The sequence below is a fragment of the Streptomyces sp. NBC_00306 genome, assembly GCF_036169555.1.
Taxonomy (GTDB): domain Bacteria; phylum Actinomycetota; class Actinomycetes; order Streptomycetales; family Streptomycetaceae; genus Streptomyces; species Streptomyces achmelvichensis.
In genome coordinates this window covers 8137527-8164115 of sequence record NZ_CP108032.1, presented here as the reverse complement: position 1 = coordinate 8164115, position 26589 = coordinate 8137527, and the positions used below count along the sequence as shown (strand labels likewise).

The 26589-nt window shown below is 67.8% G+C and carries 27 protein-coding genes and 5 pseudogenes; 15 read left to right on the top strand and 17 right to left on the bottom strand.

Features of this window, described 5'->3' with window-relative positions; all coding sequences use genetic code 11:
* Positions 1-153, top strand: a complete 153-nt coding sequence (locus tag OHA05_RS36585) for a hypothetical protein (RefSeq protein WP_328863039.1) — start codon at positions 1-3, stop codon at positions 151-153.
* Here OHA05_RS36585 and OHA05_RS36580 read toward each other — a convergent pair.
* Positions 111-449 (bottom strand): helix-turn-helix domain-containing protein, encoded by a 339-nt coding sequence (locus OHA05_RS36580; RefSeq protein ID WP_328863038.1) that lies wholly within the window; start codon positions 447-449, stop codon positions 111-113. The two genes, OHA05_RS36585 and OHA05_RS36580, sit on opposite strands and share 43 nt — an antisense overlap.
* Before the next feature lie 1451 nt (positions 450-1900).
* On the opposite strand from OHA05_RS36580, the gene OHA05_RS36575 reads away from it, so the two are divergent.
* Both OHA05_RS36575 and OHA05_RS36570 read left to right on the top strand, forming a co-directional pair.
* On the top strand, positions 1901-2392 hold the full coding sequence (locus OHA05_RS36575) for a MarR family winged helix-turn-helix transcriptional regulator (RefSeq protein ID WP_328863037.1): 492 nt from the start codon (positions 1901-1903) through the stop codon (positions 2390-2392).
* 95 nt (positions 2393-2487) lie between these two features.
* Positions 2488-2829: pseudogene (locus OHA05_RS36570) on the top strand (transposase); the annotation flags it as partial.
* Positions 2830-2851: 22 nt separating this feature from the next.
* Here OHA05_RS36570 and OHA05_RS36565 read toward each other — a convergent pair.
* Complete coding sequence (locus OHA05_RS36565) at positions 2852-4108, bottom strand: IS110 family transposase (RefSeq protein ID WP_328863471.1); 1257 nt, start codon at positions 4106-4108, stop codon at positions 2852-2854.
* Positions 4109-4562: 454 nt separating this feature from the next.
* Here OHA05_RS36565 and OHA05_RS36560 point away from each other — a divergent pair.
* Both OHA05_RS36560 and OHA05_RS36555 read left to right on the top strand, forming a co-directional pair.
* Positions 4563-5027, top strand: a pseudogene (locus OHA05_RS36560) (IS5 family transposase); the annotation flags it as partial.
* 641 nt (positions 5028-5668) lie between these two features.
* Entirely contained in the window at positions 5669-6553 is an 885-nt protein-coding gene (locus tag OHA05_RS36555) for an RNA polymerase sigma factor SigF (RefSeq protein ID WP_328863036.1), read from the top strand.
* A gap of 128 nt (positions 6554-6681) precedes the next feature.
* On the opposite strand, the gene OHA05_RS36550 is transcribed toward OHA05_RS36555, so the two are convergent.
* On the bottom strand, positions 6682-7086 hold the full coding sequence (locus OHA05_RS36550) for an FhaA domain-containing protein (protein WP_328863534.1): 405 nt from the start codon (positions 7084-7086) through the stop codon (positions 6682-6684).
* A 728-nt stretch (positions 7087-7814) separates the two neighbouring features.
* Between OHA05_RS36550 and OHA05_RS36545 the strand changes: the two genes are divergently transcribed.
* Positions 7815-7940, top strand: a complete 126-nt coding sequence (locus OHA05_RS36545; RefSeq protein WP_328863035.1) for a hypothetical protein — start codon at positions 7815-7817, stop codon at positions 7938-7940.
* A 12-nt stretch (positions 7941-7952) separates the two neighbouring features.
* Here the strand turns inward: OHA05_RS36545 and OHA05_RS36540 are convergent, their stop codons facing one another.
* On the bottom strand, positions 7953-8492 hold the full coding sequence (locus tag OHA05_RS36540; protein ID WP_328863034.1) for a TetR/AcrR family transcriptional regulator: 540 nt from the start codon (positions 8490-8492) through the stop codon (positions 7953-7955).
* A 344-nt stretch (positions 8493-8836) separates the two neighbouring features.
* Here OHA05_RS36540 and OHA05_RS36535 point away from each other — a divergent pair, with 344 nt between their 5' ends.
* Positions 8837-9316: an ATP-binding protein gene (locus OHA05_RS36535; protein WP_328863033.1), complete on the top strand. Its 480-nt coding sequence runs from the start codon at positions 8837-8839 to the stop codon at positions 9314-9316.
* A gap of 986 nt (positions 9317-10302) precedes the next feature.
* Here OHA05_RS36535 and OHA05_RS36525 read toward each other — a convergent pair.
* Positions 10303-10896, bottom strand: a complete 594-nt coding sequence (locus tag OHA05_RS36525; RefSeq protein ID WP_328863032.1) for a hypothetical protein — start codon at positions 10894-10896, stop codon at positions 10303-10305.
* Positions 10897-11117: 221 nt separating this feature from the next.
* On the opposite strand from OHA05_RS36525, the gene OHA05_RS36520 reads away from it, so the two are divergent.
* Both OHA05_RS36520 and OHA05_RS36515 read left to right on the top strand, forming a co-directional pair.
* The gene (locus tag OHA05_RS36520) at positions 11118-11321 is read left to right on the top strand and encodes an STAS domain-containing protein (RefSeq protein ID WP_328863031.1); all 204 of its coding nucleotides are present in this window, start codon (positions 11118-11120) and stop codon (positions 11319-11321) included.
* Between the two features lie 423 nt (positions 11322-11744).
* The gene (locus OHA05_RS36515; RefSeq protein WP_328863030.1) at positions 11745-12083 is read left to right on the top strand and encodes an STAS domain-containing protein; all 339 of its coding nucleotides are present in this window, start codon (positions 11745-11747) and stop codon (positions 12081-12083) included.
* 150 nt (positions 12084-12233) lie between these two features.
* Here the strand turns inward: OHA05_RS36515 and OHA05_RS36510 are convergent.
* A pseudogene (locus OHA05_RS36510) lies at positions 12234-12932 on the bottom strand (SigB/SigF/SigG family RNA polymerase sigma factor); the annotation flags it as partial.
* A 342-nt stretch (positions 12933-13274) separates the two neighbouring features.
* Positions 13275-14105 (bottom strand): alpha/beta fold hydrolase, encoded by an 831-nt coding sequence (locus tag OHA05_RS36505; protein ID WP_328863029.1) that lies wholly within the window; start codon positions 14103-14105, stop codon positions 13275-13277.
* 68 nt (positions 14106-14173) lie between these two features.
* On the opposite strand from OHA05_RS36505, the gene OHA05_RS36500 reads away from it, so the two are divergent.
* The 3 genes and pseudogenes from OHA05_RS36500 to OHA05_RS36490 all read left to right on the top strand — a co-directional run bounded on the left by OHA05_RS36500 (position 14174) and on the right by OHA05_RS36490 (position 15411).
* Positions 14174-14629 carry a MarR family winged helix-turn-helix transcriptional regulator gene (locus OHA05_RS36500; RefSeq protein ID WP_328863028.1) on the top strand — a complete coding sequence of 152 codons (456 nt, stop codon included), beginning with the start codon at positions 14174-14176 and terminating at the stop codon, positions 14627-14629.
* Positions 14630-14887: 258 nt separating this feature from the next.
* Positions 14888-15214 (top strand): annotated as a pseudogene (locus tag OHA05_RS36495) (hypothetical protein); the annotation flags it as partial.
* Positions 15211-15411 (top strand): hypothetical protein, encoded by a 201-nt coding sequence (locus tag OHA05_RS36490; protein ID WP_328863027.1) that lies wholly within the window; start codon positions 15211-15213, stop codon positions 15409-15411. The pseudogene OHA05_RS36495 and the gene OHA05_RS36490, both read left to right, overlap by 4 nt.
* 654 nt (positions 15412-16065) lie before the next feature.
* On the opposite strand, the gene OHA05_RS36485 is transcribed toward OHA05_RS36490, so the two are convergent.
* From OHA05_RS36485 to OHA05_RS36455, 7 genes are all read right to left on the bottom strand, one after another.
* On the bottom strand, positions 16066-16419 hold the full coding sequence (locus OHA05_RS36485; protein ID WP_328863026.1) for a PRC-barrel domain containing protein: 354 nt from the start codon (positions 16417-16419) through the stop codon (positions 16066-16068).
* A 196-nt stretch (positions 16420-16615) separates the two neighbouring features.
* Positions 16616-17584, bottom strand: a complete 969-nt coding sequence (locus OHA05_RS36480; protein ID WP_328863025.1) for a class I SAM-dependent methyltransferase — start codon at positions 17582-17584, stop codon at positions 16616-16618.
* Between the two features lie 332 nt (positions 17585-17916).
* On the bottom strand, positions 17917-19137 hold the full coding sequence (locus OHA05_RS36475) for a cytochrome P450 (RefSeq protein ID WP_328863024.1): 1221 nt from the start codon (positions 19135-19137) through the stop codon (positions 17917-17919).
* A gap of 293 nt (positions 19138-19430) precedes the next feature.
* On the bottom strand, positions 19431-19616 hold the full coding sequence (locus OHA05_RS36470) for a hypothetical protein (protein ID WP_328863023.1): 186 nt from the start codon (positions 19614-19616) through the stop codon (positions 19431-19433).
* Positions 19617-19684: 68 nt separating this feature from the next.
* On the bottom strand, positions 19685-20284 hold the full coding sequence (locus OHA05_RS36465; RefSeq protein ID WP_328863022.1) for a flavodoxin family protein: 600 nt from the start codon (positions 20282-20284) through the stop codon (positions 19685-19687).
* Between the two features lie 594 nt (positions 20285-20878).
* Complete coding sequence (locus tag OHA05_RS36460; RefSeq protein WP_328863021.1) at positions 20879-21319, bottom strand: pyridoxamine 5'-phosphate oxidase family protein; 441 nt, start codon at positions 21317-21319, stop codon at positions 20879-20881.
* A gap of 151 nt (positions 21320-21470) precedes the next feature.
* A complete protein-coding gene (locus OHA05_RS36455; RefSeq protein ID WP_328863020.1) occupies positions 21471-21926 on the bottom strand; it encodes a VOC family protein in 456 nt (151 codons plus the stop codon).
* 97 nt (positions 21927-22023) lie between these two features.
* Between OHA05_RS36455 and OHA05_RS36450 the strand changes: the two genes are divergently transcribed.
* Together OHA05_RS36450 and OHA05_RS36445 are read left to right on the top strand one after the other, a co-directional pair.
* Entirely contained in the window at positions 22024-22605 is a 582-nt protein-coding gene (locus tag OHA05_RS36450; RefSeq protein WP_328863533.1) for a TetR/AcrR family transcriptional regulator, read from the top strand.
* 432 nt (positions 22606-23037) lie between these two features.
* Positions 23038-23529: a flavin reductase family protein gene (locus OHA05_RS36445; protein ID WP_328863019.1), complete on the top strand. Its 492-nt coding sequence runs from the start codon at positions 23038-23040 to the stop codon at positions 23527-23529.
* Positions 23530-23820: 291 nt separating this feature from the next.
* On the opposite strand, the gene OHA05_RS36440 is transcribed toward OHA05_RS36445, so the two are convergent.
* Both OHA05_RS36440 and OHA05_RS36435 read right to left on the bottom strand, forming a co-directional pair.
* On the bottom strand, positions 23821-24483 hold the full coding sequence (locus OHA05_RS36440) for a response regulator transcription factor (RefSeq protein WP_328863018.1): 663 nt from the start codon (positions 24481-24483) through the stop codon (positions 23821-23823).
* Positions 24480-25607, bottom strand: a complete 1128-nt coding sequence (locus OHA05_RS36435) for a sensor histidine kinase (RefSeq protein WP_328863017.1) — start codon at positions 25605-25607, stop codon at positions 24480-24482. Before OHA05_RS36435 ends, OHA05_RS36440 begins: the two co-directional genes overlap by 4 nt.
* Before the next feature lie 197 nt (positions 25608-25804).
* Between OHA05_RS36435 and OHA05_RS36430 the strand changes: the two genes are divergently transcribed.
* Complete coding sequence (locus OHA05_RS36430) at positions 25805-26227, top strand: DUF6223 family protein (RefSeq protein WP_328863016.1); 423 nt, start codon at positions 25805-25807, stop codon at positions 26225-26227.
* A 56-nt stretch (positions 26228-26283) separates the two neighbouring features.
* Here OHA05_RS36430 and OHA05_RS36425 read toward each other — a convergent pair.
* Positions 26284-26488, bottom strand: a pseudogene (locus OHA05_RS36425) (amino acid permease); the annotation flags it as partial.
* Positions 26489-26589 lie beyond the last annotated feature (101 nt).

Here is a 26589-nt window from a genome sequence, read left to right as displayed (position 1 = left end):
ATGCGCTTCGGGGTGGACTTCAACCCGGCAGCCAACCGGCGGCGCGTCATCAGCGACACCGGACAGAATGTGGGCGGCAGCCGCAAAGCTCCTGGGGCAAGCCGCGCGTCTCAGGCCGCAGCCGTCGGGTTCGCCATCTTGGCGGTGCGGTGATGTTCGGCGTTGATGCGTTGGGCTTCTTCGAGCTGGTCTTCGAGGATGACGATGCGGCAGGCAGCCTCGATGGGAGTGCCCTGGTCCACGAGTTCGCGGGCGCGGGCGGCGATGCGCAGCTGGTAGCGGGAGTAGCGGCGGTGGCCGCCCGGGGAGCGGAGCGGGGTGATGAGGCGGGCTTCGCCGATGGCGCGGAGGAAGTTCTGGGTGGTGCCGATCATTTCGGCGGCCCGGCCCATGGTGTAGGCGGGGTAGTCGTCGTCATCGAGACGGCTGAGCGAGTCGTCTGCTGTCATTGCACCTCTCTGTGGAACGCGTGGAGGGGCCCTGGTGCCATTGGCACCAGGGCCCCGAAGGAACTGCTACACCATCTGCCGGCCCTGGTACTGCGCCGGCCCTCTGTGTCCGCACGTCCACCCGGGAGAGGGCAGCACATGCGGGGATCGCGGTTGCTCGACCGGAGACCACCTCACTATCGATGTCCTGCGGTACCCGGACTCAAAATCTCTGCCCGGGCGATCCTGATGGCGCCTGGCTCCTCCGTTCTTCCCTCTGGGAACACTTACCTACTGCTGATACTGCGTACTGCTCTGTACTACTGATACTGCGACCTACTTGTACTGCTCAGTGGCCTGCGGTAGCGCCACTCTTCGGCAGCCAGCCCCGTCGCCCGTCCTGCATCCGCTCTGGCTTAGAACCCCACTGCCGAACCTCCCGGCGCGCGCGCCCGCAGCCGACGCCTTCACCGAGGTACTGCTCACTGACTTCACTGCTGGGTACTGCGAACTGCACTTACAGGTACTGCCACTGCGGTACTGCTGACGGCGGCCCCTGATCACTGCGGGCCACCCGGTCCGGCCGTCAGCCCCGTCGCCATCCTGCAACCACTCCGGCTTCAGAACTCCACCACCGCACCGCCCTGCAACTACATACTGCTGCCCGCCAGTTCGTGTCTGCCGGGCCCTGCTGATCTCGGCTACGAGAGAAACCATAACCACACCACCACCCAATGTCTACTCCAGCCGACACAGATTTTCGCGTGTCGGACTTCGAGGTAATCGAGCACGGGCGGTGCCAACCGTCCGGGGAGCCGTCCCATGGGCATGCAGTCAGTCCCAGCGGCATCGACCGCCATGGAGGTCACCCCGCGGTTACGCCGGCCCAGGCAAAAGATCAATGGCCGCAAGCGGCACCTCGTAACCGGCCCGGAAGCCACACCCCCACCGCAGACGCCTACATGACCGTATGGCTCAACGCCCTCGCACCAGGCCCCGCCCAACACGGCGAGCCGACGGACACCTGAGCCCGCGTGGGTCCCCGCGCCACGACCGGCGTCGCCGTGTTCCGGCTGTCGAGTGGGAGCCGATGCGCCGTCTCGGTGCCGCGGGCCGCGAGTTCGCTGCCTGTCGGCGACGGCTTGCATTCGCAGGCCCGTCATGGGCCGGCCGCGGAGCGCTGGCACCGGCGGCGCTCCGCTCCTCCACCACCGTACGAGTGGCCATCGCCGCGGCTGTCCATCCGCAGCAGAGGTACACCTGCTGCTGGACGCCCCGGCCCGGATGTTAACCGGCTCCCGGACCTCACCGGTACCCTCGAATACCTCACGGCGCCGCCCCCACCGGCACCGCTGAGACCGCAAAGACCCAGGAGAACGTGGTAGCGGCCCACCCCATCGGCCCGGGCTGCGCCACATAAAGGCCATCGCCCGGCCGATCACCGGGCAGAAATTCACACCGACTGGGAAGACATGCCCGCGCCAGACGCCGCCCCCAACAGCATCTGCCACGAGGCCGCGCAGGCGGCCAGCAGCATCGCCGAACTCCTCGACGTGATATCGGAACGCACCAAAGACACCATCGCGCCCGCCTCTCCCGCGCAACTGCGCCTGATGTACGTCGTCGACCGTGATGACGGCATCCGCATGCGCGCGATGTGCAAAATCGTTGCCTCCGCGCCTCCGAACGTCAGCCGGATGTGCGACCGCCTGCAAGCCATCGGCTTCCTCGAACGCCTCCCGTGCCCCGACAACAGAAGAGAAATCACCCTGCGCCTGACCACCGCAGGCAAAAGGCACCTGCAACGCCTCCGTCAGCAGCGCGAGAGCATGCTCCACCAGGCCATCAACAGCATGCCCTCCACCGAACGCCGAGCACTGGCCAAAGGTCTCGCAGGGCTTCGGACACAGCTCACCGCCGCCGGCGAGGAACACGACAGACCTCGTGCCCACTCCGCAGCCTGAACCCCCTCCACTGACATGGCGGCTAACTGATCGTTTCAGAATGAAATTCGTTGTGTGGCTTGGCAGTTGACTGTTGGGTGGGCAGGATCTGTGGGGTGTCTGCTGATCTTGTGCCTGATGACCTGTGGGAACGTGTGGCGCCGCTGTTGCCTGTTCGTCCGCCTCGGCGGCAGCGGTATCCCGGGCGGTTGCCGGCGGATGATCGGGCTGCTCTGCGGGGCATCGTTTACGTGTTGTGCAAGAGCGTGAGCTGGCGGGATGTTCCGGCTGAACAGGTCGGCTGCAGCGGGGTGACGGCCTGGCGGCGGTTGCGGGACTGGACCGAGGCCGGCGTCTGGCCTCGCCTGCACGAGGTGCTGCTGGCAGAGCTGCGGGCAGCGGGCTTGCTGGAGATGAACGACGCCGCGGTGGACGGCTCCCATGTCAGGGCCCTCAAAGACATCTCAGGGGGCTATGAAGTCAAGCCGCCTGCTCGGTTGGGGGTGACAGGAGCGGTGCGAAGGCGTGCTGTTCGTCAAACTGCTGTCGGGTCTTGAGGCAGTGGTGGAGCTGGCCAAGGAAGCGGTTCAGCAAGTGCCTTTGTGCGGCGGCATGCCAGTCACCATGCTCGCGTCGGCGCCGGTAGTGCGCGTTTGCTCCTGGTGAGGCGGTAAGGGCGGCGAAGGCCCAGAGGAAGCCGGCATTGATGAGGCGATTGTTCTTGACGAACCGGCGGCCGACGAAACGCTTCTTGCCGGAAGCCCGGGTGATGGGGGCGGATCCGGCGTACGACTTCAGCGCCCTGGCGTCGGCGAACCGTGCCCGGTCGTCGCCCAACTCGGCGAGCACGCGGGCACCGAGCATGGGCCCCAGGCCGGGGAAGCTGAGCAGGATCTCGCTGTCGGCGTGCTGGTGAAAGGCGGCCGTGGCCGCCTCCGCGAGATCGTCTGCGGCCTGGCAGGTGGCGTCCAGCTGCTTGAGCAGGGCCAGGAGCTGGTGACCGAAGGCGTCCTCGACGCTGGGGAGCTGGCGGGCGCACTCCGCGCGAAAGACGTCCCGCAGCCGCTCGGCTTCCGCGTCGCAGCCGCGGAGGCGGCCACTGCGTTTGAGGGCAGCCCGCAGCTGGGCGAGGGTGAGCTTCGCGGCCTTGGCCGGAGTCGGCGCCAGAGTGAGGATAACGCGGGCGTCAGCCCTGGTCAGACCGCCTTGCTTGCTCTGGAAGGCCAGGAGAGCAGCAGGGTAATACTCGCGCAGGAGTGAGCGGACCTGGTTGGCGACCTGCTGCCGAGTCCAGACGGCATCCTGCTGTGCTCGGGCCAGGACCGTGATGGCCTGGACGAGTTCGGTGTCGGCCGGCAGAGGCCGGTGGGCGTGCATGTCGGTGCGCAGGATGTTCGCCAGGACAAGTGCGTCGCCGGGGTCGGACTTCTTTCGGCTGACGCCGTGGCGGTCGCGGTAGCGCGCGGCGGCGAGCGGGTTGATCGCGAAGACCCGACGGCTGCCGGTGCGCAGGCTCGCGACCAGGAGACCGTGGCTGGTCTCGATGGCCACCGGTATCGGATCATCTGGGCTGTCGCCGTGCTCGGCCAAGAGGTCCAGGAGCTTGTGGTAGCCGGCAAGGTCGTCGGTGATACGGGCTTGGGCGAGCAGAGTGCCGGCTTCGTCGACGAGGGCGACGTCGTGGTGACGCTCTGCCCAGTCGATGCCACAGAACACGGTCAAGCTGTCCTCCCAGATCCGTCCGTCTATACAGGTCACAAGCACATGCGGGTCACGCGGCGCCCTAATCCAAGGACTCGTTGGTCCGCCATCTCAGTAGCCGTTCGCGACACCAGCGAACTCCAGGGGCTCGATCTTTCGGCAGAGCTCACGGGCTCGCGGATGAACAAGAGGTCGACCCTGGAGAGGGCTCGCGCCGTGACGATTAACGTCCGACCTGGCCCCGCGAGTTTCGCGGTGACCACGGAGGCGCCGGGCTGCGCCGCTCTTGACAGAAGCCTCAAGGGCCCGGGGAAACGGAGGCATCAGCCCGGCGCCCGCGTCATCACCGCGGACCCCGCAACGGACAGCGATACCGCTCTTTGAGGAGGCCTTGACGGCCAGGGGGGATCCAGGCATTCGCTGTCCTATGCGAGCAGCTAGCCCGGGGCGTTGCATGGTCCCGGGCCGTCTGCTTACGCACTGGATTAGGGGGGCTCACACCGGACCTTCGCCGGTCGACCGGGCCCGGCCCGGCAGCAAGCACCACCTCATCGTCGACCGGCACGGAACACCGCTCGCCGTCACCCTGACCAGCGGAAACCGCCACGACATCACCCAGCTCATGCCCCTGCTGGACGCCATCCCTCCGGTCCGCGGGTTACGCGGCCGACCTCGCAGCCGCCCACGACAGCTCTTCGCCGACCGCGGCTACGACTACGACAAATACCGCCGCCTCCTCCGGGCCCGCGGCATCACACCAAAGATCGCCCGCCGCGGCACCACCCACGGCTCCGGGCTGGGGAAGACCCGCTGGGTCGTCGAGCGCACCTTCGCCTGGCTCCACCAGTTCAAGCGACTCCGCATCCGCTACGAGATACGCGCCGACCTGCACCTCGCCCTACTCCAACTCGCTTGCAGCATCATCTGCTTGAGACGACTCAGAACCTCATTTTGAAACGATCAGTAAGGCGCTCGGCGCTCGGCCGAGCAAACGCGACGGACTGTGCTGTGCCGCGGCACAGCAGCAACGCGCCAATCTGACTTCGGCCCCTTCCGTGGCCCGGTCAAGGAGGCAGCACCAATGTGGTGATCAGTCCTTGTCCCCCATGCTTTGCGGACGGCGTCCTTGGTGCGACCACTCAGGGCTGCAACGAGTCCGAGAGGACCACGTTCGCCGTGGCAGACTCGACCCCTGGGTGAGGGCGGGTGGGGGCCCTGCTTCGGCTGCTTTGATGCCTTTGGCCACGGCCGGGAGTCGGGGCCGCGTCGAGTGAGCGCACCCAGGCGCGGTAAGCGGCCGAGGCCTTCGCCGACCGGATGCTCTACCTCACCACCGCCAAGCGGCAGCAGCTGATCAACTTGTATGCGGACGAGCACCTCGCTGAGGCCAAATTGCCGGCGAGGCTGTCACGCCTACCGGACCGCGGTGAGCCCCGAACCGTCGATGCCGGGCAAACGGCACCTTCGAACCGTGCGCCGAGAGTTCAGTTCGGCACCAGCTGATCGTGGTGCAGTATTTCTCCACGTCACCGGAATGACGGGTCCCGGTCTGGGAAAGCGGTGGATGCCACGCCGCAGACAAGGAAGGAAAGCGCTATGGCCAGCGTCACCCACGACAGCCTGACGGAGCAGACGACGGTCGACGCCTCGCAGACCGTGTGCGACCTGCCGTGGGTCGCGGATGCCGGCAAGGTCGCGCCGAGGGACGCGAAGAGCCTGTCCAAGGTGTTCTTCGACCGGCTGCAGACCCTCGAAGAGGGCACGCACGAATACCAGTACGCCCGCAACACCCTCATCGAGATGAACCTCTCCCTCGTTCAGTTCGCCGCACGCCGGTTCCGAAACCGCGGCAACGGCGAGATGGACGACATCATCCAGGTCGGCACCATCGGCCTCATCAAGGCCATCGACCGCTTCGAACTCAGCCGCGAGGTCGAGTTCACCACCTTCGCCGTCCCCTACATCGTCGGCGAGATCAAGCGCTTCTTCCGCGACACCAGCTGGGCCGTCCACGTCCCGCGCCGGCTCCAAGAGCTCCGCACCGAACTCGCCAAAGCCCGCGACGAACTGTCCGACGTGCTCGACCGCGACCCGACGGTCAAAGAACTCGCCGAGCTGCTCGACCTGAGCGAGGACGAGATCATCGAGGGCCTGGTGGCCGCCAACGGCTACACCGCGGGCTCCCTCGACACCCCGAACGCCGACAGCGACGACGCCCCCACCGGCACCGGCGGCCGCGCCTACGCCGACATCCTCGGCGACATCGACCCCGCGATGGAACTCACCGAGAACCTGCACGCCCTCGCGCCGCTGCTCGCACAGCTCGACGACCGCGAGAAGCGCATCCTGCAGATGCGCTTCGGCCAGGAGATGACGCAGGCCGAGATCGGTAACGAACTGAACGTCTCCCAGATGCACGTCTCCCGGCTCCTGAACCGCATCCTGGCGAAGCTCCGGGCGGGCATGCTCACCGAGCACTGAGCCCGGACCAGACGGCAGTCGGTGTTCCTCGGAGCCTCTCTGCGGCGAAACGCTGCCGCGCGCCGCAGGTGTGGCGCCGAACGTTGCCGCCGACATTCGGCAACCGGTCGTCGCCGATCGTCTGCTGGTCACGCCCACGTGACCAGCCGCGGAGCCTGGGGCTCGGCGGGCGCGATGCGGCTACGAATACGGAACCGAGGCGTCACGCCTGCCGCAGGGCGCAGGTCTACCGCCACAGGGCCTGCGAACGTGTAACCCTGCTCTGCGGCATGCCGGCACACCTGGTTCACCAGATGCAGTTCGAGTGGACTTGCGCTGGCCGCGAGCTGGCGGTGGATCTCGGGTAACAGTTCGACAATGTAGGCATTGGGCGCCAGGACGCGCTGCCGCCCAAGGATCAATGCATTGTCGTCGCACTGCCGGTGAAGTATGACCACGACCTCCAACTGCCGCCCCTTCGGCGGAAACAGCAGCCGCCACACGCTCGTCGTCCACCGCTCCAGAGCACGCTCAGTGGTTCCGAAGAATCCCATCACCTGCACATGCCCCCCTCCCCACCCGACAGGCTCACCCTTACGAGTGTCGTAGCCGCCCACCGCTGATCCGGGCACGCATCACTGACGGTTCAAACGAGAACTGCCGGCCAGTACATGCGCAGTCGCGCGACACGCGGCCCACGGTCACCAGCCCAACAGCCGACAGGCCGCAGACTGGACCGTGTTAACTCCCAAGCGCTCCCACTTCGGAGTGGCTGGACCAAGCCCTGGACGGCCGTCACATCTGTCCAGGGCTTCGTCTTTGCCCCACGAACATTCGAAATCCGCAACCGGCCGTACAGATGCCCCGGACCACAGGGAAAGGGCCGGGGCTCACGCCCACTTCGCGGGCCCTGCACAACGCCCACTCGGCAGGCGAAGCCATGGCGGAGCCGACCAGAGAGAGCGGCAGAATGCCGACCCATCCGAACAAACGCGTCCCGACCCCACCGGCCGCATCCTCCCAGACCTCCAGGCCGCGGATGCCAGGGGAACTCCAGGAAACCGGATCCCTGTCCATTGCCCCATCGTGAGCCCGACTCCGGCCTAGTGGATGCGCGACACGAACGCCAGACGGCTCCGCCGCCACAAGCACAGCGACCGGGACGTGCATCGCCCGCCGATGGCCGCATCCAGGACGGCAATGTCGGAGATCAGGAGTCCGCCGGGCACCACGACCTTGACCGCTTCCAGCACCTCATAGCTGCTGCTCGCAGGTGGAGATCGTGCCGACCGTCGACCGGGCGCTGCGCCTCAACCGTGACGTCAGCACGAGGATCGCACGGATCATTGTGACCGTGTTCGGGCCCGCGAAGAGCGACATGTTCGCCGTCGCCGTCTTCCGGCCCTAGCAGCCATGTTCTTCACTCAGCGGTGTGCCAGGCGGGCTCGAGGCGGTCGAGGAGGGTCTGGAAGACTGCTGTGGCACGGGGCCAGTCGCCGTCGGCGAGCGCTGCGTGAAGCAGCCCCAGGAGAGTGTCGACCAGGAGGGTGGCCTCGGCGTCGGCTTTGCCGTTGGGCATGCCCAGTCCGGTGAAGGCGCAGGCCAGCGCCTGCCTCCATTCGGTGAGCAGGCTGCGCATCACCGGGCCGTAGCGGTCGGGGTTGAGCACGCTGGCGGTCATGGCCTCAAAGGTGACGGGGAGGATGTCGCGCCGGTCGGGTGCTGTGAACTGGCGCCAGATCTCTTCCAGGACGCGTCTCATATCTGCCGGGTTTTGGGGTGCGCCTGCGACATCTAGAGCCCGGCGGAACATCAGCAGAGGTCGTTCCTCGTCCTGACCCAATGCTTGGGCGACGAGCTGCTCTTTGCTGCCGAAGTAGTACAGGAGCATGCGGTCGCTGGTGCCGAGTGCCTTGGCGAGCGGACGTAGCGAGAGATCCGCCAGGCCATTGCTGATCACGTATCCGCGGACCCGGCGCAACAGGTCCGCTCGTTTCGCCTGGTCAGCTGTCCGCGCCATCACACCCCTCGTCCCGTACGCCCGATATGCGAGATATTTACTGTAGCGTCCGCTTCATGTAGACTTTAGTGTAGCGAGTGCTACATGAACCACTGACTGGGAGGCGCAGCGCGGCGTACTGCCACATTGGCTCGACCGAAGGGACTGACATGGCCGGCCAGCAGACCGCCGACGCAAGCACAGGGTCCGTCGTACGCCAAGCCGACCGGCGGCCACCCAGGCGCCTCCCCCCGCATTGGCTGCCGGGCGCACAGCACGGAGCCAGCCATGCTCGGCTGCCGTGGATGGCGCGGCACTCGGCTCTGTGGGCGCGCGCCCTGAACCCGCACAGCGCAAGCCTCGACTGCGGCACCGTCTGGTACACGTCGTCCGTGACCGTGCGCCGTGAACCAGCCTCGGTAGGCCGCACCCGGCGGCTTCTCGCGGCCCAGCTGAACACCTGGGGCCTCGAGGAACTGGCCGAAACGACTCAACTCCTGGCCAGCGAACTCATCACCAACGCCTTGCTCCACGCCCACGGCCCCATCCACGTCCACATGCGTGTCCACGCCGGCGTTCTGCGGTGCGAGGTCGAAGACGCCGACCCGAAGGGCCCGACCCGCCGGATTGCCGCCACCGACGCCGAGAACGGACGCGGCATCGAACTTGTCGACGCACTCGCCCACCATTGGGGCAGCGACCACACCACCACCGGCAAAACCACGTGGTTCGAACTGCCCATCCTCGCCGCCACCACAACCAGTTACACCCCGACGCGACGGTAAGAACCACTGATGGCGCCTGCGTGATCCGAGCCCGCCAGCGGTCCAGCGGGCTTACGAATGCCGAACGGACAGCCCTCGGCCCTGGCGCAGTTGGCGTCGACCAGTGATCTCCCGCCGGCAATCGTACGTCCCTTGATGTCGAGCCGATTAGCCATCGAAGGTCAGATCTACTTCGCGGCGCCGGCCCCCGAACGGCTGGTCTCCAACCGGCAGTCCATCCCCTGGGGCTACCCGGCGTCGACCAGCGGCGGCGTGGCGCGGGCAACGCGGCGGCGGTACGAGTGGAAGGACGGACGGCGGGAGTTATGCCTCGTCGACAAGGTGCAGGACGACGGTGCGGCGTACGCCTGCCTCCAGCATGGCCTGCGCCCTGTGCTGGCCGTTGATGTAGCCGGTCGACCAGCTCGCTCACCACCAACTGGCCCGCGCCCACAACATCGCGTGCCACCGCGATGCCGTGACCCTCCCGCAGCCCCATCACAAAGCCGGTGGCGAACTGCCGCGCAGCGGCGATCAACCCCGAGCGGCCCCACCACCCCCGACCAGCAACGACCACACCCCTACCGAACCCGACCTTTCAGGTAAGCGGTCACCATCGGCGCCGACGACGCCGACGACATGAAGGACACCATGTCGCAGCACCAGGTCCGCCGACTGCCGGTGATCGCCGGGCACGACTGGGTGGGTGTGGTCGCCTTGGCAGACGTCGCCCGAACGCTGTCCGACCCGAAGGTCGGCGACCTCGTGAAGCCTTCTATACCTGACCCTGAAGTTTCGGCTTCCAGCGGCCCGGCCGTCCGACGGCCGGCCCGCTGCCGCGTTCGCGCGAGACACCACCAAACTGCGCATCGCTCGCGTCCACTCGGACGGGCATGTGCCGGATCATCGGTCCCGGCGCCTCCCGTTCTGCTGACCCGGCACGACGCTGCATCGTCCATGTGGCGACAAAAGCCGTTTGCGATCCGTGCAGCAGGTCTGCACCCGGTTCAGCGGGAGAGGTGCCAGTTCGGCGCAGGCATGTGCGGGGCGAGGGTGCGATAGCGCTGCCACATGCCGTGGAGTTGCTGGGCGGGGCGCTGCTGCTCGCCGTGCAGGGCGTTGAGGATGAGGAGGCCGCCTGTCAGGGCGGGCACGATCCACTGGGCGCAGGCGAGCTGGCGCTCCGCCTTGCCAGTGTCGAGTGGATGGCGGGCCGATTTCTCCGCGTCGCTGGGGTTGTCGGAGGATGCGAGCTCGATCTTCTTGCCCAGCACGCGGGAGTAGGCGGTGACGGCGAGTGCGGCGCCGGTGAGGACGGTCTTGGCGATGGTCGAAGCAGCGACGCCCTGCTGGGTGGCGACGCGGGCGGCATTGGCAGCCAGCAGACCGCTCGAGCCGACCAGATGGACACCGATCGCCACAGCGTTCACCGGCGTCCAGATCGCCCATCCGGCACTGGCAATCCTGGCCCCCTGCTCCCAGTTCTCCCCTTGCGCCTTGGCCGCGCCATTGAGGCCGACCGCGCCCATCAGGGAACCGCCGAACCAGGCGGCCAGCCCCACATCGTGAAGACTGCGCAGAACCGTGTTGCGTTCAGACATGACGTTCGCTCCTCAAGGACGCGCAGTACGGGGCGCCAACAGTGCCGTCGGCGCGCCACATCACCGATACCCCCAAGGCCACCTCTTGCCATCCTGATTGGCCCGAACGGCCCGCCCAGCACCTCCGCCGCTACTCTCGCCGCCACGGAAACGCCCCCTCCACAACGGTGTGCGTTCCGAACGACCCTTTTGCCACGCGTGGGACGCCCCCGCCGCTGCGGATGGTGGTGGGCCTCAGCGGTGTGCCCTTCATGGACTCCAGCGTCATCAACCTCTTCGTCGCCGCCTACCAGCAGGTGAACGAGACACAGGGATGGGTCCGGATCGCCGGCGCCCAGAAGGCCGTCCTGCACGTGTTGACACTGGTCGGCATCGACGCCCTCATCACCTGCCACCCCAGCATCGAGCAGGCCCTCAGCGCCTGACCGCCCCCAGGGCCCGGCCGAGGCGTCCTCGTGGCCTTGGGCGTGGAGAGGGCGTGACCCCGGCAGCCGGCCGATCGTTAAACCGGCCGGATACATCAGTGCACAGCGAGACCCCGGGCCCCCTCAGCCCGGGGTCTCGTGCTGTTATCCGCTGTCCGTTTCATGAACAAAGCCATCCGGCCGTCTGCATCCGCGGCGTGCCCGGGCGGGGAAGTACAACCACAGCAGCAGGGGCATGCTGGAGAGCAGGGCTTGCCCAAGGGGCCCCTTGGGCAAGCCCGCCCGGTGTGGGCCAGTGTGAGCGGCGCTGGCCCACACCGCGCCGTCCCGTAACGGAGGCTGGTCGCCCGTGTAGCCCGGGCCTGCCGGGCAGGGCGACCAGAGTGAGCAGCGGAGCGCCCTGCGCGCCCGAAGGAGGTCACCGTGACAGCCGAACATCCCGTCGCCCCGCAGCCCGTACCGGGCTTCACGGTCTACGCGGCCGACCATCAGCGGGCGGAACTGGTGCTGGCCGGGGAGATCAGGATCGAAGCCCTGCCAGAGCTGGAGAGAATCCTCGACGCGCCGCCGCTGAGCGAAGCCAGCGCTTGGCTCATCGACATGCACGCCGTCACGCGCTTCGACCTGGCCAGCGCCTACGCGCTGATACGGGCCATTACCTCCCGGCGCGAACCCCCGGCAGTCACCATTCACGGCACGCCGCGGATGGTGCAGCGGGCCTTTCGGCATACCGGTCTCGACGAAATCGCCACCATGACGTAGCCACGACCGCCTGCCCCGGCAGGCTTGCCCACTGCCGGGCAGGGCCACATAGGCGGATGCTGGAGAGGTGCCCAGGCACCTTCAGCGGCGATACGCGCTGTGCCGGGGCGTTCAAAGACGCCCGGCCTGGCCATCCGTGATCACGCGCTCCTAGCCGTGGGCGAGGAGCCCTTCGCGGAGCTTGGCCAGGCTGCGAGCGAGGAGGCGGGAGACGTGCATCTGGGAGATACCGAGCTCTTCACCGATGCGTTCCTGGATAAGTTCCTGTCCGAACCGCATTTCGATGATCCTGCGCTCGCGGTCGTCGAGGTCCTGGAGCAGCGGCGCGAGGGCGTGCAGGTCTTCCAGCAGGTCCATGGCCGGGTCGTCATCGCCCAGGATGTCGGCGTAGGTACGGCCGCCATCACTGGCGCCCTCCGTGCCGGGGACGGGGATGTCGATGGGGCTGGCGATATAGCCGGCGGATGCGACGACGCCCTCGATGACCTCGTCCTCCGTGAGATCGAGGTGGTCGGCGAGCTCCTTGACGGTGGGATCGCGATCCAGCCGGTTCGCGAGCTCTTCCTTTGCCTTGGCGAGTTCGACGCGCTGCTCCTGCAGCCGGCGCGGGACGTGCACGGCCCAGGTGGAGTCGCGGAAGAAGCGTTTGATCTCGCCGACGATGTAGGGGATGGCGAAGGAGGAGAACTCGACCTCGCGCGTGAGGTCGAACCGGTCGATCGCCTTGATCAGACCGATCGTGCCGACCTGGGTGATGTCCTCCATCTCCCCGTCACCCCGGTTGCGGAACCGGCGCACCGCGAACCTGACGAGGGACAGGTTCATCTCGATCAGCGTGTTCCGCGCGTACGGCGGGACTGGCACCTCAGCCGCCGCGCTGCGCGCCGGAGTCCCCGCGGTCACTGCGCCGGTATCCGCAGATCAGCCGTTCTGGGCAGGGCGACTCGCCGCCCTCGGCGCCGCCACCAAATCGATACCCTTCCGGTCCCTCACCTCGAACGGCTTGCCGACTCACTCGACCAGCCAGTGAGCGCGGTGGGCTGTGCCTGCCGTGTGTGAAGCAGTCGGCACATAGTCGAGCCGCCGCAAAAGCGGCGAAGCATCTGGTGACTGAAGACGGAGCAGGCCGGACACTCGAGATCATCCAACAGGTGACCGATGGATGACACCTATCCGTTCCAGGCTGCCGTATCAGCCCAGGAAGGCAGTCAGGTGTTCGTTCAACTGTTGCGGCGCGGTGAGAGGCAGCGAGTGGTGGGTGGCTCCGGGCATTACCACCACCTTGCCCTTCGGGAGCGCCCGGCTGGCTCGGTCGGAGACCTTCTCGGGGTGGTGGGCGCGGCTGTCTTCCGCGAGCAGGACCAGGACGGGCATACGGAGATCGGTCACCCGAGGGCGGCGGCCTGTGATCAACTTGCGGCCGGGAACGGTGGCGGCGAGTGCATACAGGCGTTGCCAGGTTTCGTCCGGGTTGGTCCCCGCCGTCTCCCATTCCAGGAATGCGGCGGCGCGGGCCTGAGTGGGGCGTATGAGAAGGGGCAGTGCGCGCAGCAGGTAGCCGGGCCGGAAGCCGGCGAAAACCTGGGTGGGGTCGAGGAGGGCGAGGCGGTCGACCCGCGGGGGTGCATGCAGTGCGTATCTGACGGCCAGCCAGGCTCCGTAGGAGTGACCGCACAGGTGCGTACGGGTGAGGCCGAGCCCATCCAGCAGGGCGTCCAGCCAGGCGGTCAGATCGTCGGCGGTCTTCAAGGGTGTGCCACCGCTTCGGTCGGTGCGGCCGGCATCGCCCAGGATGTCCACGGCATGGATCCGGTGGCGTCGGCCCAGAGCCGGTGCGTTGGCGAACCAGACCAGCCCGGTGGCCGAGCCGCCGTGCAGCAGCACCAGCGGGGCGCCGTCGACCGGGCCGTACACATGGACCCGGGTGCGCCCGTATGGGGTGTCGACGTCGCGCTCCTCGGTGGAGGTCGGCCAGCGGGCGCGGAGTTCGTCGTAGGCGAGGTCGAAAGCGGTCTGGGACACTGGGCTGTCCTCTCGTTCAGCGATAATCTCGTTCAGCGAGATACTAGCGTGGGTTCCAAGGAGCGTGAATGAACGACCAAAGCCCGGTGATGAAGCTGGTCCACGTGCTGCGTGCAGTGACCGTGGAGTTCGACCTGCTCGGCGCCGAGTTCGCCGGGCGCCACGGGTTGCACCCCACCGACGTACGCGCCTTGATCCACCTGCTGGACGCGGCGCGGGACGGCACCCCCGCCACGCCGGGATGGCTCGGTCGTCAGATGCGCCTGAACTCGGCCGGTACCACCGCCCTGGTAGACCGGCTGGAGCGGCTGGAGCTGGTCCGGCGCACCAAGGACACAGTCGATCGACGGCGCGTGCTGCTGGAGGTGGAGGAGAAGGCCACGGAACTCGGGTGGTCCTTCTTCGGGCCGGTGATCGCCGAGGTGGTGGCGGTCGCGGAAGGCTTCGACACGGGCGAACTGGAGACGGTGCGTCGCTTCCTGACCGCGGTGCTGCAGTCAGCCCAGCAGGCGCGATCGACCTGAACGGCGCCGCTGTGCGACCACGAAGCACCGGGCGACGTGGCGGGGGCCACTGCTCCCGCCCTCGCCGCTGCGGACCGACCCATGGGCCGACCATCCTGTCGGCGGCCACCTCCGGCCCCCCCGCACAGGCCCGATCACCCATGCGGCCGACACCAGAACCACTACACGTCCACTGCCCCGAAGCAGACATGGACACCGATATGGCCACTCAGGTGTCGACGACGCAGAACGGACATCGTCACCTCTTCCTCAGGACCCGTCTCCGCCGGCATGCTGCTGACCTCCACCTACGGAGAGACGCTGCACAGTGTCGGAGCCCGCGTGATGTACGGCGCGACGATGCTGTACGGGCTCGCGGCGATACTTGAGTGAAAACCGGGCGGCGACTCGCTGCGGCCCGTCTGGCACGCCTCCGGCTTCCTGACCCTCGTCTCGGCTCAGGTCCTGCTCGGCATCGCCCACGTCCCGTCCCTGCACCTGCCCCTGGGCGTGCTGATGTTCGCACTGAGCGTGCTGGTACTCCTCCCTCGCCGCAGCACGCCAGACGCACCGGATCATCGCGGAAAGCAGGGAGCCATGAGATGACCGTCACCGCCTACACCAGGGCCGCCGTCTTCAACCTCTTCGTGCTGTTCATCGGCGCCCGCTTTCCACTGCGGTCACCAGAGGTGAACCCCGCCGACGGCACATTATCGGCGGAGCCCTATCCGATGGAGCCCTGCGGGGCGAAGCCCAAGCTCGTCGCCTTGCTGTCGGCACCCAGGCCAATGCTCTCGATGTAGTCCACAACCATGAGTTGGGGCGCAAATACGTCGCCGATAGCAACACGGACATCGTCTGTCACCGTCTGCTCCTTGGGGCTGCCTAGCTCGCAAGGCGGCCAGGGGGTCACGGCCGGTGCTCACATTCCTCCGACCCTGGGGGCGACTGCCTGCAAGGGCGACTGGAGTGCGCCCGCGTGGGTGACCAGCCAGCATCACGTCCGGACGCAAAGGTTCCGCAGCCTGCACAGTCAACTGCGGTCTTGCTCACGGCGGCCGGGGCCACCAGATGGCGGCCTGCAGGCCGACCTGGGGCCGCTCCCTCATGATTCGGGCCCGCTTCTACTACTGGCCACACGACAGCCTGGAGGAAGTGGTCGCGCTGAGCTTCGCCTCCGCTGCGGGCAGGTGCCGCCCTCGTACCTCGGGGCGCCGACGCTCTTGCCCCGCGGCCCGGGTCTGCTATCGCCCGACTGCAAACCCGGGTGTACGGCACTTCAGGGCCCAGCGGCAGCAATACGCTTTTGGTCAGCAGGCCCCGATAGCCGGGCCCGTGACAGGCGCTCAGCTCAACGACGCTGCTGAACGGCACTCACGATTGGCCGGGCGGCGGTCGGTCGGCAGCTACGACAGCGATCGTTTCTTCCCCAGGCCTGCCGGTCAGCTGATGGCTGGCTACGTGTGGGGCTGGCCGTAGTAGCGGCCGAACTGCTCCAGGTAACTGGGCTCGCCGGCGTGCTTGATCTCGTCGAAGTCGGGGGCGTCCTTGATCTGGTCCTTCGTCCGGTCGACGTGGACCGTCTCCTCGGCGGTGTCGATCTGCTTGATCGTCCCAGCGGGCAGCAGGACGTGCTTCCCGAAGATCCACACTCCGGTGTCGACGACGATATGAGAGGAGCCGACCTCCTCGGAGTGCTTGCTGACCCTCCCGATACTGCCGTCGGTGGCCTCGACCTTGTAGCCAACGATGTCGACCCCCTCCTGATATCCCGCGCTCGGCCGGTACACCCAGATGTCGAACTCGCTCACAACGACCCCTTTCCGGTCTTACTACTCTTGTACTCACTCTTCCTGATTTCGCCGGGCTCACAACCCGGGCAAGCACCTGCCCCGCGCCACCACCTGGCCTCCCGCCCCCGGGGGAACTGGAGGGATCACCCTCGGGGCGCCCAGGCGGTTGGGAGGAAGGACGAGTCGCTGGCCTGCAGCCCCGCCCTGCGAAGCCTCATCTGCGCTCGAAGGTCATCCGAATGACGCCGATACGGCGTTCCTGCTGGAACCGCAGTGAGGTTCGCTGTTCCCTGATGAGATCGGAGACCGCATCGGGGCCGACGAGTCTGCTGCCGCGGTCGCGGTGGGCTTCAAGCCGTTCGAGCCAGGCGTGGATGGTACGGGCGCCGTCGTCGCGGTCACGGCGCTCGTCGATGAGTCTGAACGTGCCCCTGCTGGCCTGAACAATCTCCGCCCGGGTGGGCAGAAACATCTCCGGGAAGACCTTGCGCGACGCATGCAGGCCCTCACGCAGGTTCCGCAGGCCCCCACGGGCCGCTTCCGCCACGTGCTTCCCGGTTCGGCCACCGAGCTGGTCAGAGGGCCCGGCCAGTGCTTCCGAGGGCAGCAGCATGGCGGCGACCCACCCCCGGTCATTCCAGGTGTTGGCTTGCAGAGACAGCCGCCCTCCGGGCCGCAGCCATGCGTGAGACCGTTCGAAGAATTCACGGTAGCGGGCCACCCTCCTCGCCCTAAAGAGGGTGCTGCCGGCGAAGTGCTCGATGGCCTCGATGGCGATGATCGCATCGTAAGGGGCGTCGGGCTGATGGTCGTACCAGTTCTCCGCCCGCGCCTCGCACCCGGGCCAGCGCTGTTCACGGATCCAGGCGGCCTGCCCAGGGCTCATCGTGACCCCCACCGCATGCTCGACCTGGTGCGCCTCCACCAGGCGACGCAGGAGGCTTCCCCAACCGCAGCCCACGTCCAGAACCCGTCGCGCCCCGCCGGCGCGGGCGGCGTCCACGTGGTAGTCGAGCTTGCGCACCTGGGCCGATTCAAGGGAATCGTCGTCCTGCCACATGGCATAGGAGAAGACGAGGTCGGGCCCCAGAGCGAGACGGTAAAAGGTCCCGAGATAGTCGTATTGCCGGACGATCGCCTCAGGCGACGTGCCCTTGTAGGTGCGTCTGCCGCGTCTGCGCACGTGGATCCCTGCCTACCAGGAGAACCCGCACTCTAACCGTCTCCAGCCCGCCACCATGGGATACACACCGAGCCGCCGCGACAAGAAACACCAGCATGAACGTAGGCCCGCGAAGTGCTCAAGGGAACACGTGCGGGATACCGACGCTGCCGGCGGCCCGCATGCAGTACCACCCTTCGGGGGCCTGTGGCGTGCGGGATGGCCCGGCGGGATCGATGGCCGTGAAACGCGATGACATCCTGCAATTGACCGGAGCACCCCTGACAGCGGACCGACTGAGCCGACCGCTCAAGGACGGCAGCGGCTACAGCCGTGGTGCCTCGACAATGCGCTTAAACAGTCCCTGAGTTGGAAGTACGCAGCGACATGCGGAAACCGCTCCGTGGACGGGCGGGCACTCGATGCAGGCTGATCGAGAGATCCTGGGGTGGTACCGAGTAGGTCATGCCGGCGAGGCGACCCGACAGGACGGTCAAGAGAGCAAGGGTGATGTCCTCTCCCGGGCAGCGATGTCCACTTGCCGTGTCTCCCCCGCCCTGGGGGATCAGCTCGTCGCTCGCCATGCTCCTATCGAGGAACCGGGCGGGGTTGAAGCGGTACGGCTCAGGCCAAAGGTCAGCGTCATGCTGATGCCCGTAGACATCGAGCAACACGAGACTGCCCTCGGGGATGGCCACGTCCTTCCAGTGCAGATCCTGGGCCGCGAGACCGCCGACGAAGGGCACGAACGGGTAGAAGCGGCGAACCTCGTGAGCGAACGCCAGCGCCTCGGACGTACCGCCTTCACGGAGCGCTTCCCGCCGATCCGGCCAGCGGTGGAGGGCGTGCGCGGCAAAGGTCACGAACCAAGCGACGGCGGTTGCCGGGCGGATGATGTTGAGGACTTCCACAGCGGCCGTCTGCGCTGACAGCAGCTGTCCTGTGTCGTCGCGATGCAGCGCCACCCTTTGCAGGGCCGAGTCAGGAGAGGCGACGTCGCCCGCCGCCGTTGCGGTTCGTAGGCCGCCGATCAGGTCCTGAAGCCACATCTCACGGCGTGCGCGTGCGCGCCGGGCTTTCCAGTGGCGGGGGCCAACCGTTGCGAATCCGTCGACCATCGCCACCAGGTCGGCGGCGAGCGACGGGGCCTCGTCGGGGGCGAGGGGAATGCCCGCCCACGCGCACACCGACTGGGCGATGACCTCACTGGATGCGGTGAAGAGTTCGACCTGCGGGTGCGTCGCCCATTCCTTCGCGGCCACATCCCACTGGTCGCCTGCCTGCTCGGCCAGGGCGGCCACGGCGTCGTCCGTCTTGAGCAACGCCATGAAGAGGGCCTTACGCGCCGCATGTTGCTGACCGTCCAGCGTGTGCACGGCGCCGCGGCCGAACAGGGTGTCCAGGACAGGGCCGGGCAGAGCCGAACGACGCCTGATGTGGTCGCTGTCGTAGAAGAAGTGCACCGCGTCTCTGCCGTGCAGGGCGGTCGCACGCTTGCCCAGCAGACGCGTCTGAACAGGGGCACCACCTGTGCCGCGCAAGCGGTCGGGCAACCAGGCATAACCCTGAGCCATAAGGGAGAGCGTGCTGTCATGCCAAGAACTCGAAGGCGACTTCATACGGGACGGGATTCCCTTCCTTCGGCTACTGCGGGCGCGGAACGCGCGAGGGTCGCTATCCGGTCAGTGCCCAACAATGTGCGTTGAATCGTGCTCGCGCTCTACGGCGCGAAGGTGATGGTCGGCTGTGCCGCCGGCAGATCGCAGCCTCGCCCACCACCGGACCGCCGCCGTGTTTGGGTCCGCGGAAGGGCTCGGAGGGGGCCGTTGCCTCGTATGCCTGAGGAGACCGGGTGACAGCTTTCCGCTCAGTGTCCGCCGCTTCGGCGCTTCTTGTGGATGGACTCCTGCGCCTCTCCGCTGGGAGAGAGCGCATCGGCCGCTTCGCCCTCGCGCTCGTCATCCCCCGCGTCGTCCAGGTCGGTCTCGGCTGCTTCAACCTCCCGCAGAACCTCGTCCGCGGCTGTCTCGGATTCGTGCTTCTCGTTACTCATGCGCACTTCCCTGCTTGGTGGATTTCAAGGGGCTTCCTGGCCGGGCTTTGTGCCGTCACGTCGCCGACTCAGCTGGGCGGGTAGGGGTGGTCGGCGAGCTGCCGGGCCAGGTGGACGGCGTTGACGGCAAGCGTGTGGGTCGTCTCCTTCACGCTGTCGGGTGTCTTGTCCAAGTCTTGGTAGTCGGTGCCGTGCTGGGCTTCGCCGACCCAGTAGGTGACCGCTCCGGGGGCGAGGGAGAAGCCGATGTCGTTGAGTCCCTGGAAGACGTTCGCGCTCACGTTGTGCGCGCCGTCCTCGTTGCCGACGACCGCCACGGCGGCGACCTTGCTGTAGACGAGTGGACGGCCTTCGTCGTCCGTCTCGGATATTTCCGCGTTCAGGCGCTCCAGGACCCGCTGGCAGATGCTGGAGGGGTGCCCCAGCCAGATCGGTGTGGCGATGAGGAGAATGTCGGCCTGCATCACCTTCTCCCGCAGCCCCGGCCACTGGTCGCCGTCGCCCATGTCGATCTCCACCCCTGGCCGGACGTCGAAATCCGCGACCCGCACCACCTCCCCCTCCACACCGAGCTCCTTGAACTCGGCCATCACCTGTTCGGCAAGCAGCTGACTGCTGGACGGCTGGGGCGAGGCATTCAGTGAACAGACGAGCGAGAGTGCGCGCATTGCAGGCATGCTCCTCAAGATCGATCGGCTTGGTCGCCGGCGTATCGGCGCCCGTTTGACTGAGGGCGCTAGCAGCAGCGTTCCCCGTGGGGATCGAGTAACCCGGCAGCGCCCCGGCATGCCCCTGAACGGGCGAGCCGGACAACCCATGCCAGGGCTGTCCGGCTGAACAACCGTGACCCGGCCCAGGTGAGCTTCGTTGTTCGGGCGACGCGTGCTCATCCGTCCCTCGCGGAAGCGCGCTGAGGGCCCCTGCCCCGCCCGGCCAGGGGCCCTCACCCCATGAAAGGTGGGTGCGGAGCGTCAGGCGCAGGGGCGCCCGTCGGCCGCAGACCAGTCGATGCGTACCCCGTAGCAGATCTGATCCGCAACGCTGCGGGCCTGATCGACGCGCGGCTGATGCTGCATGAAGTGCCGCAGTGCGCGGTTCACTCCGTCGCGCAGTTCCGCGTTGGCAAGTGGTCCCCGGGCCGGCCGTTGCCTGGAGTCGGCCGAGGGCGCAGGCCAAGCGGGCCCGGAGCAGTGGACCGCCTCGGAATCCAGCTCCGCTCCGCCTGCGACGCATTCCCTCCGTCCGGTGTACTTGCTGATACCTCAGTCCTGGGCGGGGATGTCCAGGGCGGTCCCGTACAGGCGAGAGACGTGGATCAGGATGACCACGCGTCGGTCGGGCAGCGGCTGCTCACCTGTGGCTACCTCGGCGGCCGGGTCCACTATCTCCGCCTCGCCTTCCGCCACGGCGAACGACCAGACGTCGGGACCGCTGACGTGCAGTGAGGTGTGCGGGTCGCGGCGCAGTTGGCGGACTTTGAGACGGTCGGCAGTGGAGGAGACGCGTAGTTCGCGCTCCTCGGCGTTCCAGTCGTAGAGGACGGTCGACAGGTGGGGGTGGCCGGTACTCCTGACGCTTGCGAGTACGCCGAACTGCTGCTGTTGCAAAAGGTGGGAGAGCTCCTGGTCGGTGAGCGCTCTCGGGGCTGGGCCGTCGTTCCTGGTGGTGCCGCTGGTGGTCTCGGTGGCGGTGTTCTCGCTCATGGGGCGCAGCCTTTCGGTGGTCTGGGGGCGTGAGGTGAGAGGGCGGGTCGGACAGTGCTTCGTGGCGGGAGCCGACGTGCCGGCCGGGGCCCGCAGTAGAAGGCCGCAGCGGAGGGACCTGAGGCCATTGCTCCGACTTGCGGCACGGGTATCAGTCGTCGGTGTAGTGGGCGGCGTACACCTCACCGGGCGGGACGACGGTGATGACGTCGATCAGCACATTGTCGGGGGCGGCGACGATGAAATGACGTTGACCGAACTCCTCCGTACGCAGCGTCAGTACCTCGTGCAGGTCGCCCTCTGCCACGAGCCGCTGATGCTCGGCGTCCACGTCGTCCACCTCGAAATTCAGCAGCAAGCCGCCCCGGAGGGCGACCCGGCGGCCCTCCGGGATGGTCGGGTGGGCGTAGTCGAGGAGGGCCAGCTCGTACTGCGGCGCATCGGGACGGCGCAGGCTGACGTACCAGTCCGCCTCGAAAGTGACACCGAAACCGAAGTGGCGGATGTAGAAGTCGCGGGAGGCGGCCACGTCCCGGGTGGCGAGCACCGGGTAAAAGCCGCCGAGCCTGGTCGTGAGCGTGGTCCTGGTCGTGAGTTCGTTCGTCATGGCAGAGGCCCTTCACATCCCTTCGCATACCGAAGGTATGCGAACTAATGGCGTTAGCATACCTCGGGTACGCGAAATGGAGAGGGCGGTGCGCGCAATGGCGGTCAGCCGGTCGGAGCAGCGGGCGTTCACGCGGCAGGCGCTGCTTGTCGAAGGACGGCGCCGGTTCGCCGCCGACGGGTACCACCACGTGGTGCTGGCCGAGGTGGCCGGGGCCGCCGGGGTCACCAAGGGGGCCGCCTACCACCACTTCGACAGCAAGGCAGGACTCTTCCGAGCCGTCGTCGCCGAGGTCCAGCAGGAACTGGGCGAGCGAGTCGCAACCGCGGCCGAGCAGTACGACGACCTCTGGGAGCAACTCCGGGCCGGCTGCCGGGCCTTCCTGGCCGCAGGCACCGACCCGGCGGTGCGACAGATCCTGCTCCTCGACGCGCCAACCGTGCTCGGCTGGGACGAGTGGAGGGCCTTCGACGAGGCCTACTCCGCCCGGCACCTCACGGACGCCCTGGAAGCACTCGCCGCAGCCGGGATCATCGCCGACCAGCCGGTGGAACCCCTGGCTCGGCTGCTCTCGGGGGCGATGAACGAGGCCACACTCTGGATCGCACGAGGCGGGGACCCGCACGCAGTTGAGCAGGCCCTCGACCGACTCCTGACAGGGCTGCGCAATGCCGGCTGACTCGCGCAGACACTCAACGCCTGTCGCGTTGACGCAGAGAAGAATCAGGATGCGAGCCCGGGCGACCACGGAAGCCATCGTCAGCGCGGCTACCAGTCCGATCACCCGTCCGAATGCGCTCCTCCTCGGCCGCTACGCCCGCGCCGACCGGCTCCGGCTCCTCTCCCGCACTCAGGCCCGGCAACCATGCTCACCCCTCGCCTGAGTACTTGCTTGCGGGCGCCGCGGCGGTAGCGGTGGCGGAGGCAGCCCTGCGGTTCGGGAGGCGTTTCCCGGCCGCCTCTCTGAGCCGCTACTCCCCCAGCCGTGTCCCGCCAGCCGGGGGCGGGTAACCGTAGTCGGCGGACTGCCATACGCGTGTCAGGTCCCGTTCCGTCTTCCGAGCGGCTGCGGGTACGAACGAAACCGGCGATCGGCTGGGAGGTTGTTGCCATGGTGACCATGGACGGGTTCACGGATCTGCTGGATCCCCCGATGTACGTCGTGACGGTGAAGGCAGACGGCAAGCAGGCCGGCTGCCTGGTCGGGTTCGCCTCACAGTCTTCGCTGGAGCCGGTGCGGTTCGTGGTGTGGCTGTCCAAGGCGAACCACACCTACCGTGTGGCACGCGAGGCCCGGTTCCTCGGCGTGCATCTGCTCCGGCGCGAACAGCACGAGCTCGCTGCGTTGTTCGGCGGCAAGACCGGCGACCGGATCGACAAGTTCGCACGGGTCCGCTGGCAGCCAAGAGGTGAGGACGTTCCCGTGCTGGACGATGCCTGCGCCTGGTTCATCGGAAGGGTGGAGGAGCAGGCCGACTGGGGAGACCACGTGGGCTTCTGCCTGACACCTGTCGAAGGAGGGGCTGGCGAGCCGCTGGCTCGTGGATCGCTGCTCACCCTGCGCGATGTCAACGATCTGAGTCCAGGCCACCCGGCGCCCTGATGATCCAGAACGTTTGCCCCGTGGCATCGGAACGGCGCAGAGACTCACGTGGCACTACTTGAGACGGCGACCGCCTGGATCAGGTTGCACACTGAAGCGAAGAAGGGCCCGGTGCTCACCCGGCATCGCACCCTCGAAGCCTTTCCTGGCGTACTGGCTGGGCTCGGTCTTGAGGCCCAAACTCACCCACCGGTCGTACGTCTCGTACGAGTGCTCCGTGCAGCGCTACACACGTAGGAGCCCCCAGCCGAGGCGACCAGGCACATGGCACTCCAGCCGGAACCGTGGGTGTCATGAGCTGCGCGCGGTGACCAGGCCGGACTGGTAGGCGAGGACCACGAGCTGGGCACGGTCGCGGGCGTGGAGTTTGGTCATGGCGCGGTTGACGTGGGTTTTCGCCGTTAGTGGGCTGATCACCATGCGGTTGGCGATCTCGTCGTTGGACGGGCCGTGCGCGACCAGAGCGACGGCCTCGCGTTCGCGCCCGGTGAGTTCTTCCAGCCCCGTGCCGGTGGCGCCGGGGAGTGGCTGGGTGACGTACCGGTTGATCAGCTTGCGGGTGATGGACGGTGCCAGAAGGGCGTCTCCGCGCGCGGCCACGCGTACGGCGTGCAGGAAGTCCTCCGGCAGGATGTCCTTGACGAGAAATCCGGCGGCGCCGGCCCGCAGGGCGTCGAAGACGTATTCGTCCAGGCCGTAGTTGGTCAGGATGACGACGTGCACCCCGGCCAAAGTTGGATCGGCGGCGATGCGCCGGGTCGTTTCGATGCCGTCCATGACCGGCATCTGGATGTCGACGAGCGCGATGTCGGGCAGGTGCACCTGGGCGAGCTCCAGGGCTTCCTTCCCGTTGGCGGCCTCGGCCACCACCTCGATGTCGTCTTCGAGGTCGAGGAGCGCGCGGAATCCGCTGCGGATGAGGGGCTGGTCGTCGACCAGCAGGACTCGGATCATGAGGCTCGTTCCAGGGGGAGTTCGGCCTGGACGGTGAAGCCGCCCTCGCGCCGTGGTTCCGCCCGCAGACGGCCGCCGAGGGCGGTGACGCGTTCGCGCATCCCGAGCAGCCCGACCCCGGGCACCGGAGCAGTGTCCGGAGTGACCTTGCCGTCGTCGTCGATGCGTACCGCGAGGGCATCCGGACGGCAGTCGATCCGGACCGACGCCGTACGGGCATCCGCATGACGGGAGACGTTGGTGAGCGACTCCTGAACGATCCGGTAGACGGTCCGGCCCACCGTCACCGGCACGACCTGCCGTTGCCCCTCGATCGTCAGCGTCGCGTCCAAGCCGATACTCCGGGCCCCTTCCACGAGTTCCGGGACGTGGTCGAGCCCACGCGGCGGGGCCGTGTCATCGTCGCGGAGCACCTCCAGGGTCGCGCGGAGCTCCCGGGTCGCCTCACGGCCGGCCTCCTGGATCGCCAGCAGGGCCTCCGGCACCGGTTCACCCCGCTTGCGGGCGACGTGGACGGCGACCTCGGACTGCACCTTGATGACCGAGATCTGGTGGGTCAGCGAATCGTGCAGCTCCCGCGCGATGCGCAGCCGCTCCTCGTCGGCGCGGCGCCGCCCCGTCTCCTCCCGGGAGCGCTCGGCCTCATCCGCCCGCCGCTCGGCCTGCCGCAACGCTTCACCCGCCGCCCCGGCCGCGATCAGCCAGGCGATTTCGAGGGCACCGCGGGCCTGCGCGAAAGCCTCACCGGTGTCGTGCAGGCCCGAGGCCAGGGCGGCGATAGGAAGCGCGGCCAGCACTCCCACGCTTATCGCCACCGTGACGAGGCGGTGTCCCGCCCGCATGGCCGCGTACACCGCGAACAGGTATGCAACGGCGGCCACGTCGAACCCCGCCGCCTGGTACCCCGCCGCGCACAGCCCGGTGACGGCCAGGACGGCAACCGGAGCCCGCCGCCCGCCGGCCAGTGCCAGGCCACCGACCACCAGCAACACGTAGCCAAACAGGTCGAGCCCGGTTCCGGAGTGCTGCCCGGACAGCCCGGTGACCAGCAGCGCCCCTGCCACACCGACGGCGATCAGCCAGTCTCTGACACCGGCCCGAACGCGGAACCGTTCCCTGCTCATGTGCGCACCGTAGCCGGAGGCTGCCGCGGGCGAATCCCGCTCGGGGACGAGCGCCCGCCTACCACGCACGCAGTACCCCGAGGGCGCCTGCCGCGGCCGCGGTAGCGCGAAGTGCCTGCGCCTGCTGGACGACCTGCCATCGGCCCGGCCGACATGCTCGAACCACATCCAGTCGTAGGAAGACAAGGAGCACCTTGATGTCCGCTCGTCGCCTGTTCGCCACCTCCGCGACCGCTCTTCTCGGCGGGTTCGGTCTTGCCGCACCAGCGGCAGCGCACCCCTCGGGCCAGCCGGTCGCCGCCAGTGTCACCGACGTCAGCATCGGGCGGCTCGGCGCAACTACTGGCGGGCTACTGGGACTGACCGCCGTGGTCATCGCCGTGCTCGCGCTGACCCGACCTGCCGGTCGCCTCGGCACCGCCAACGGGTCACTCGGGGCGGCAATGGCCGTGACCGTGGGGGTGACCGGCATGACCCTCGGCGGACTGGTCGCGGCCACAGCCGACGGTGGGCTCGGCACGGGCAACGGACTTGGCGGCGCCTACGTAGCCCTGCTGCTGGGGCTGACCGGCACTTCGCTGGGCGGGCAGGCTGTGATGCGCTCCCGCCGCACCCGTTGACCACAGCGGATACCTGCCTGCAGCGGTCACGTTCTTTCGTCGGTCACCGTGCGACGTACCGCGCAGACAGCGGCCCCGACGCCCGGGACGATCCGCGCCGGAGGGCCCTCGTCCGGGGCGAGGGCCCAGGCAGACGCATCAGCGATGGCGTAGTAGGCGCCCGAAGGAGGAGAAGCCGATCGTCTCGTGCACGTCAACAGTCACCGCGAGCACGGCCATGACGGCGCCGATCACGAGTTCCACACGGTGCAGCCCCTGGAACTCGAGACCTGCGGGCTCCGGGTTTGCCAGCGTACGAGCATGATCGATAGGCAACCTCACGGCAACCCACGGGGCACGGAACCCAAGCCGCATGGCGCTCA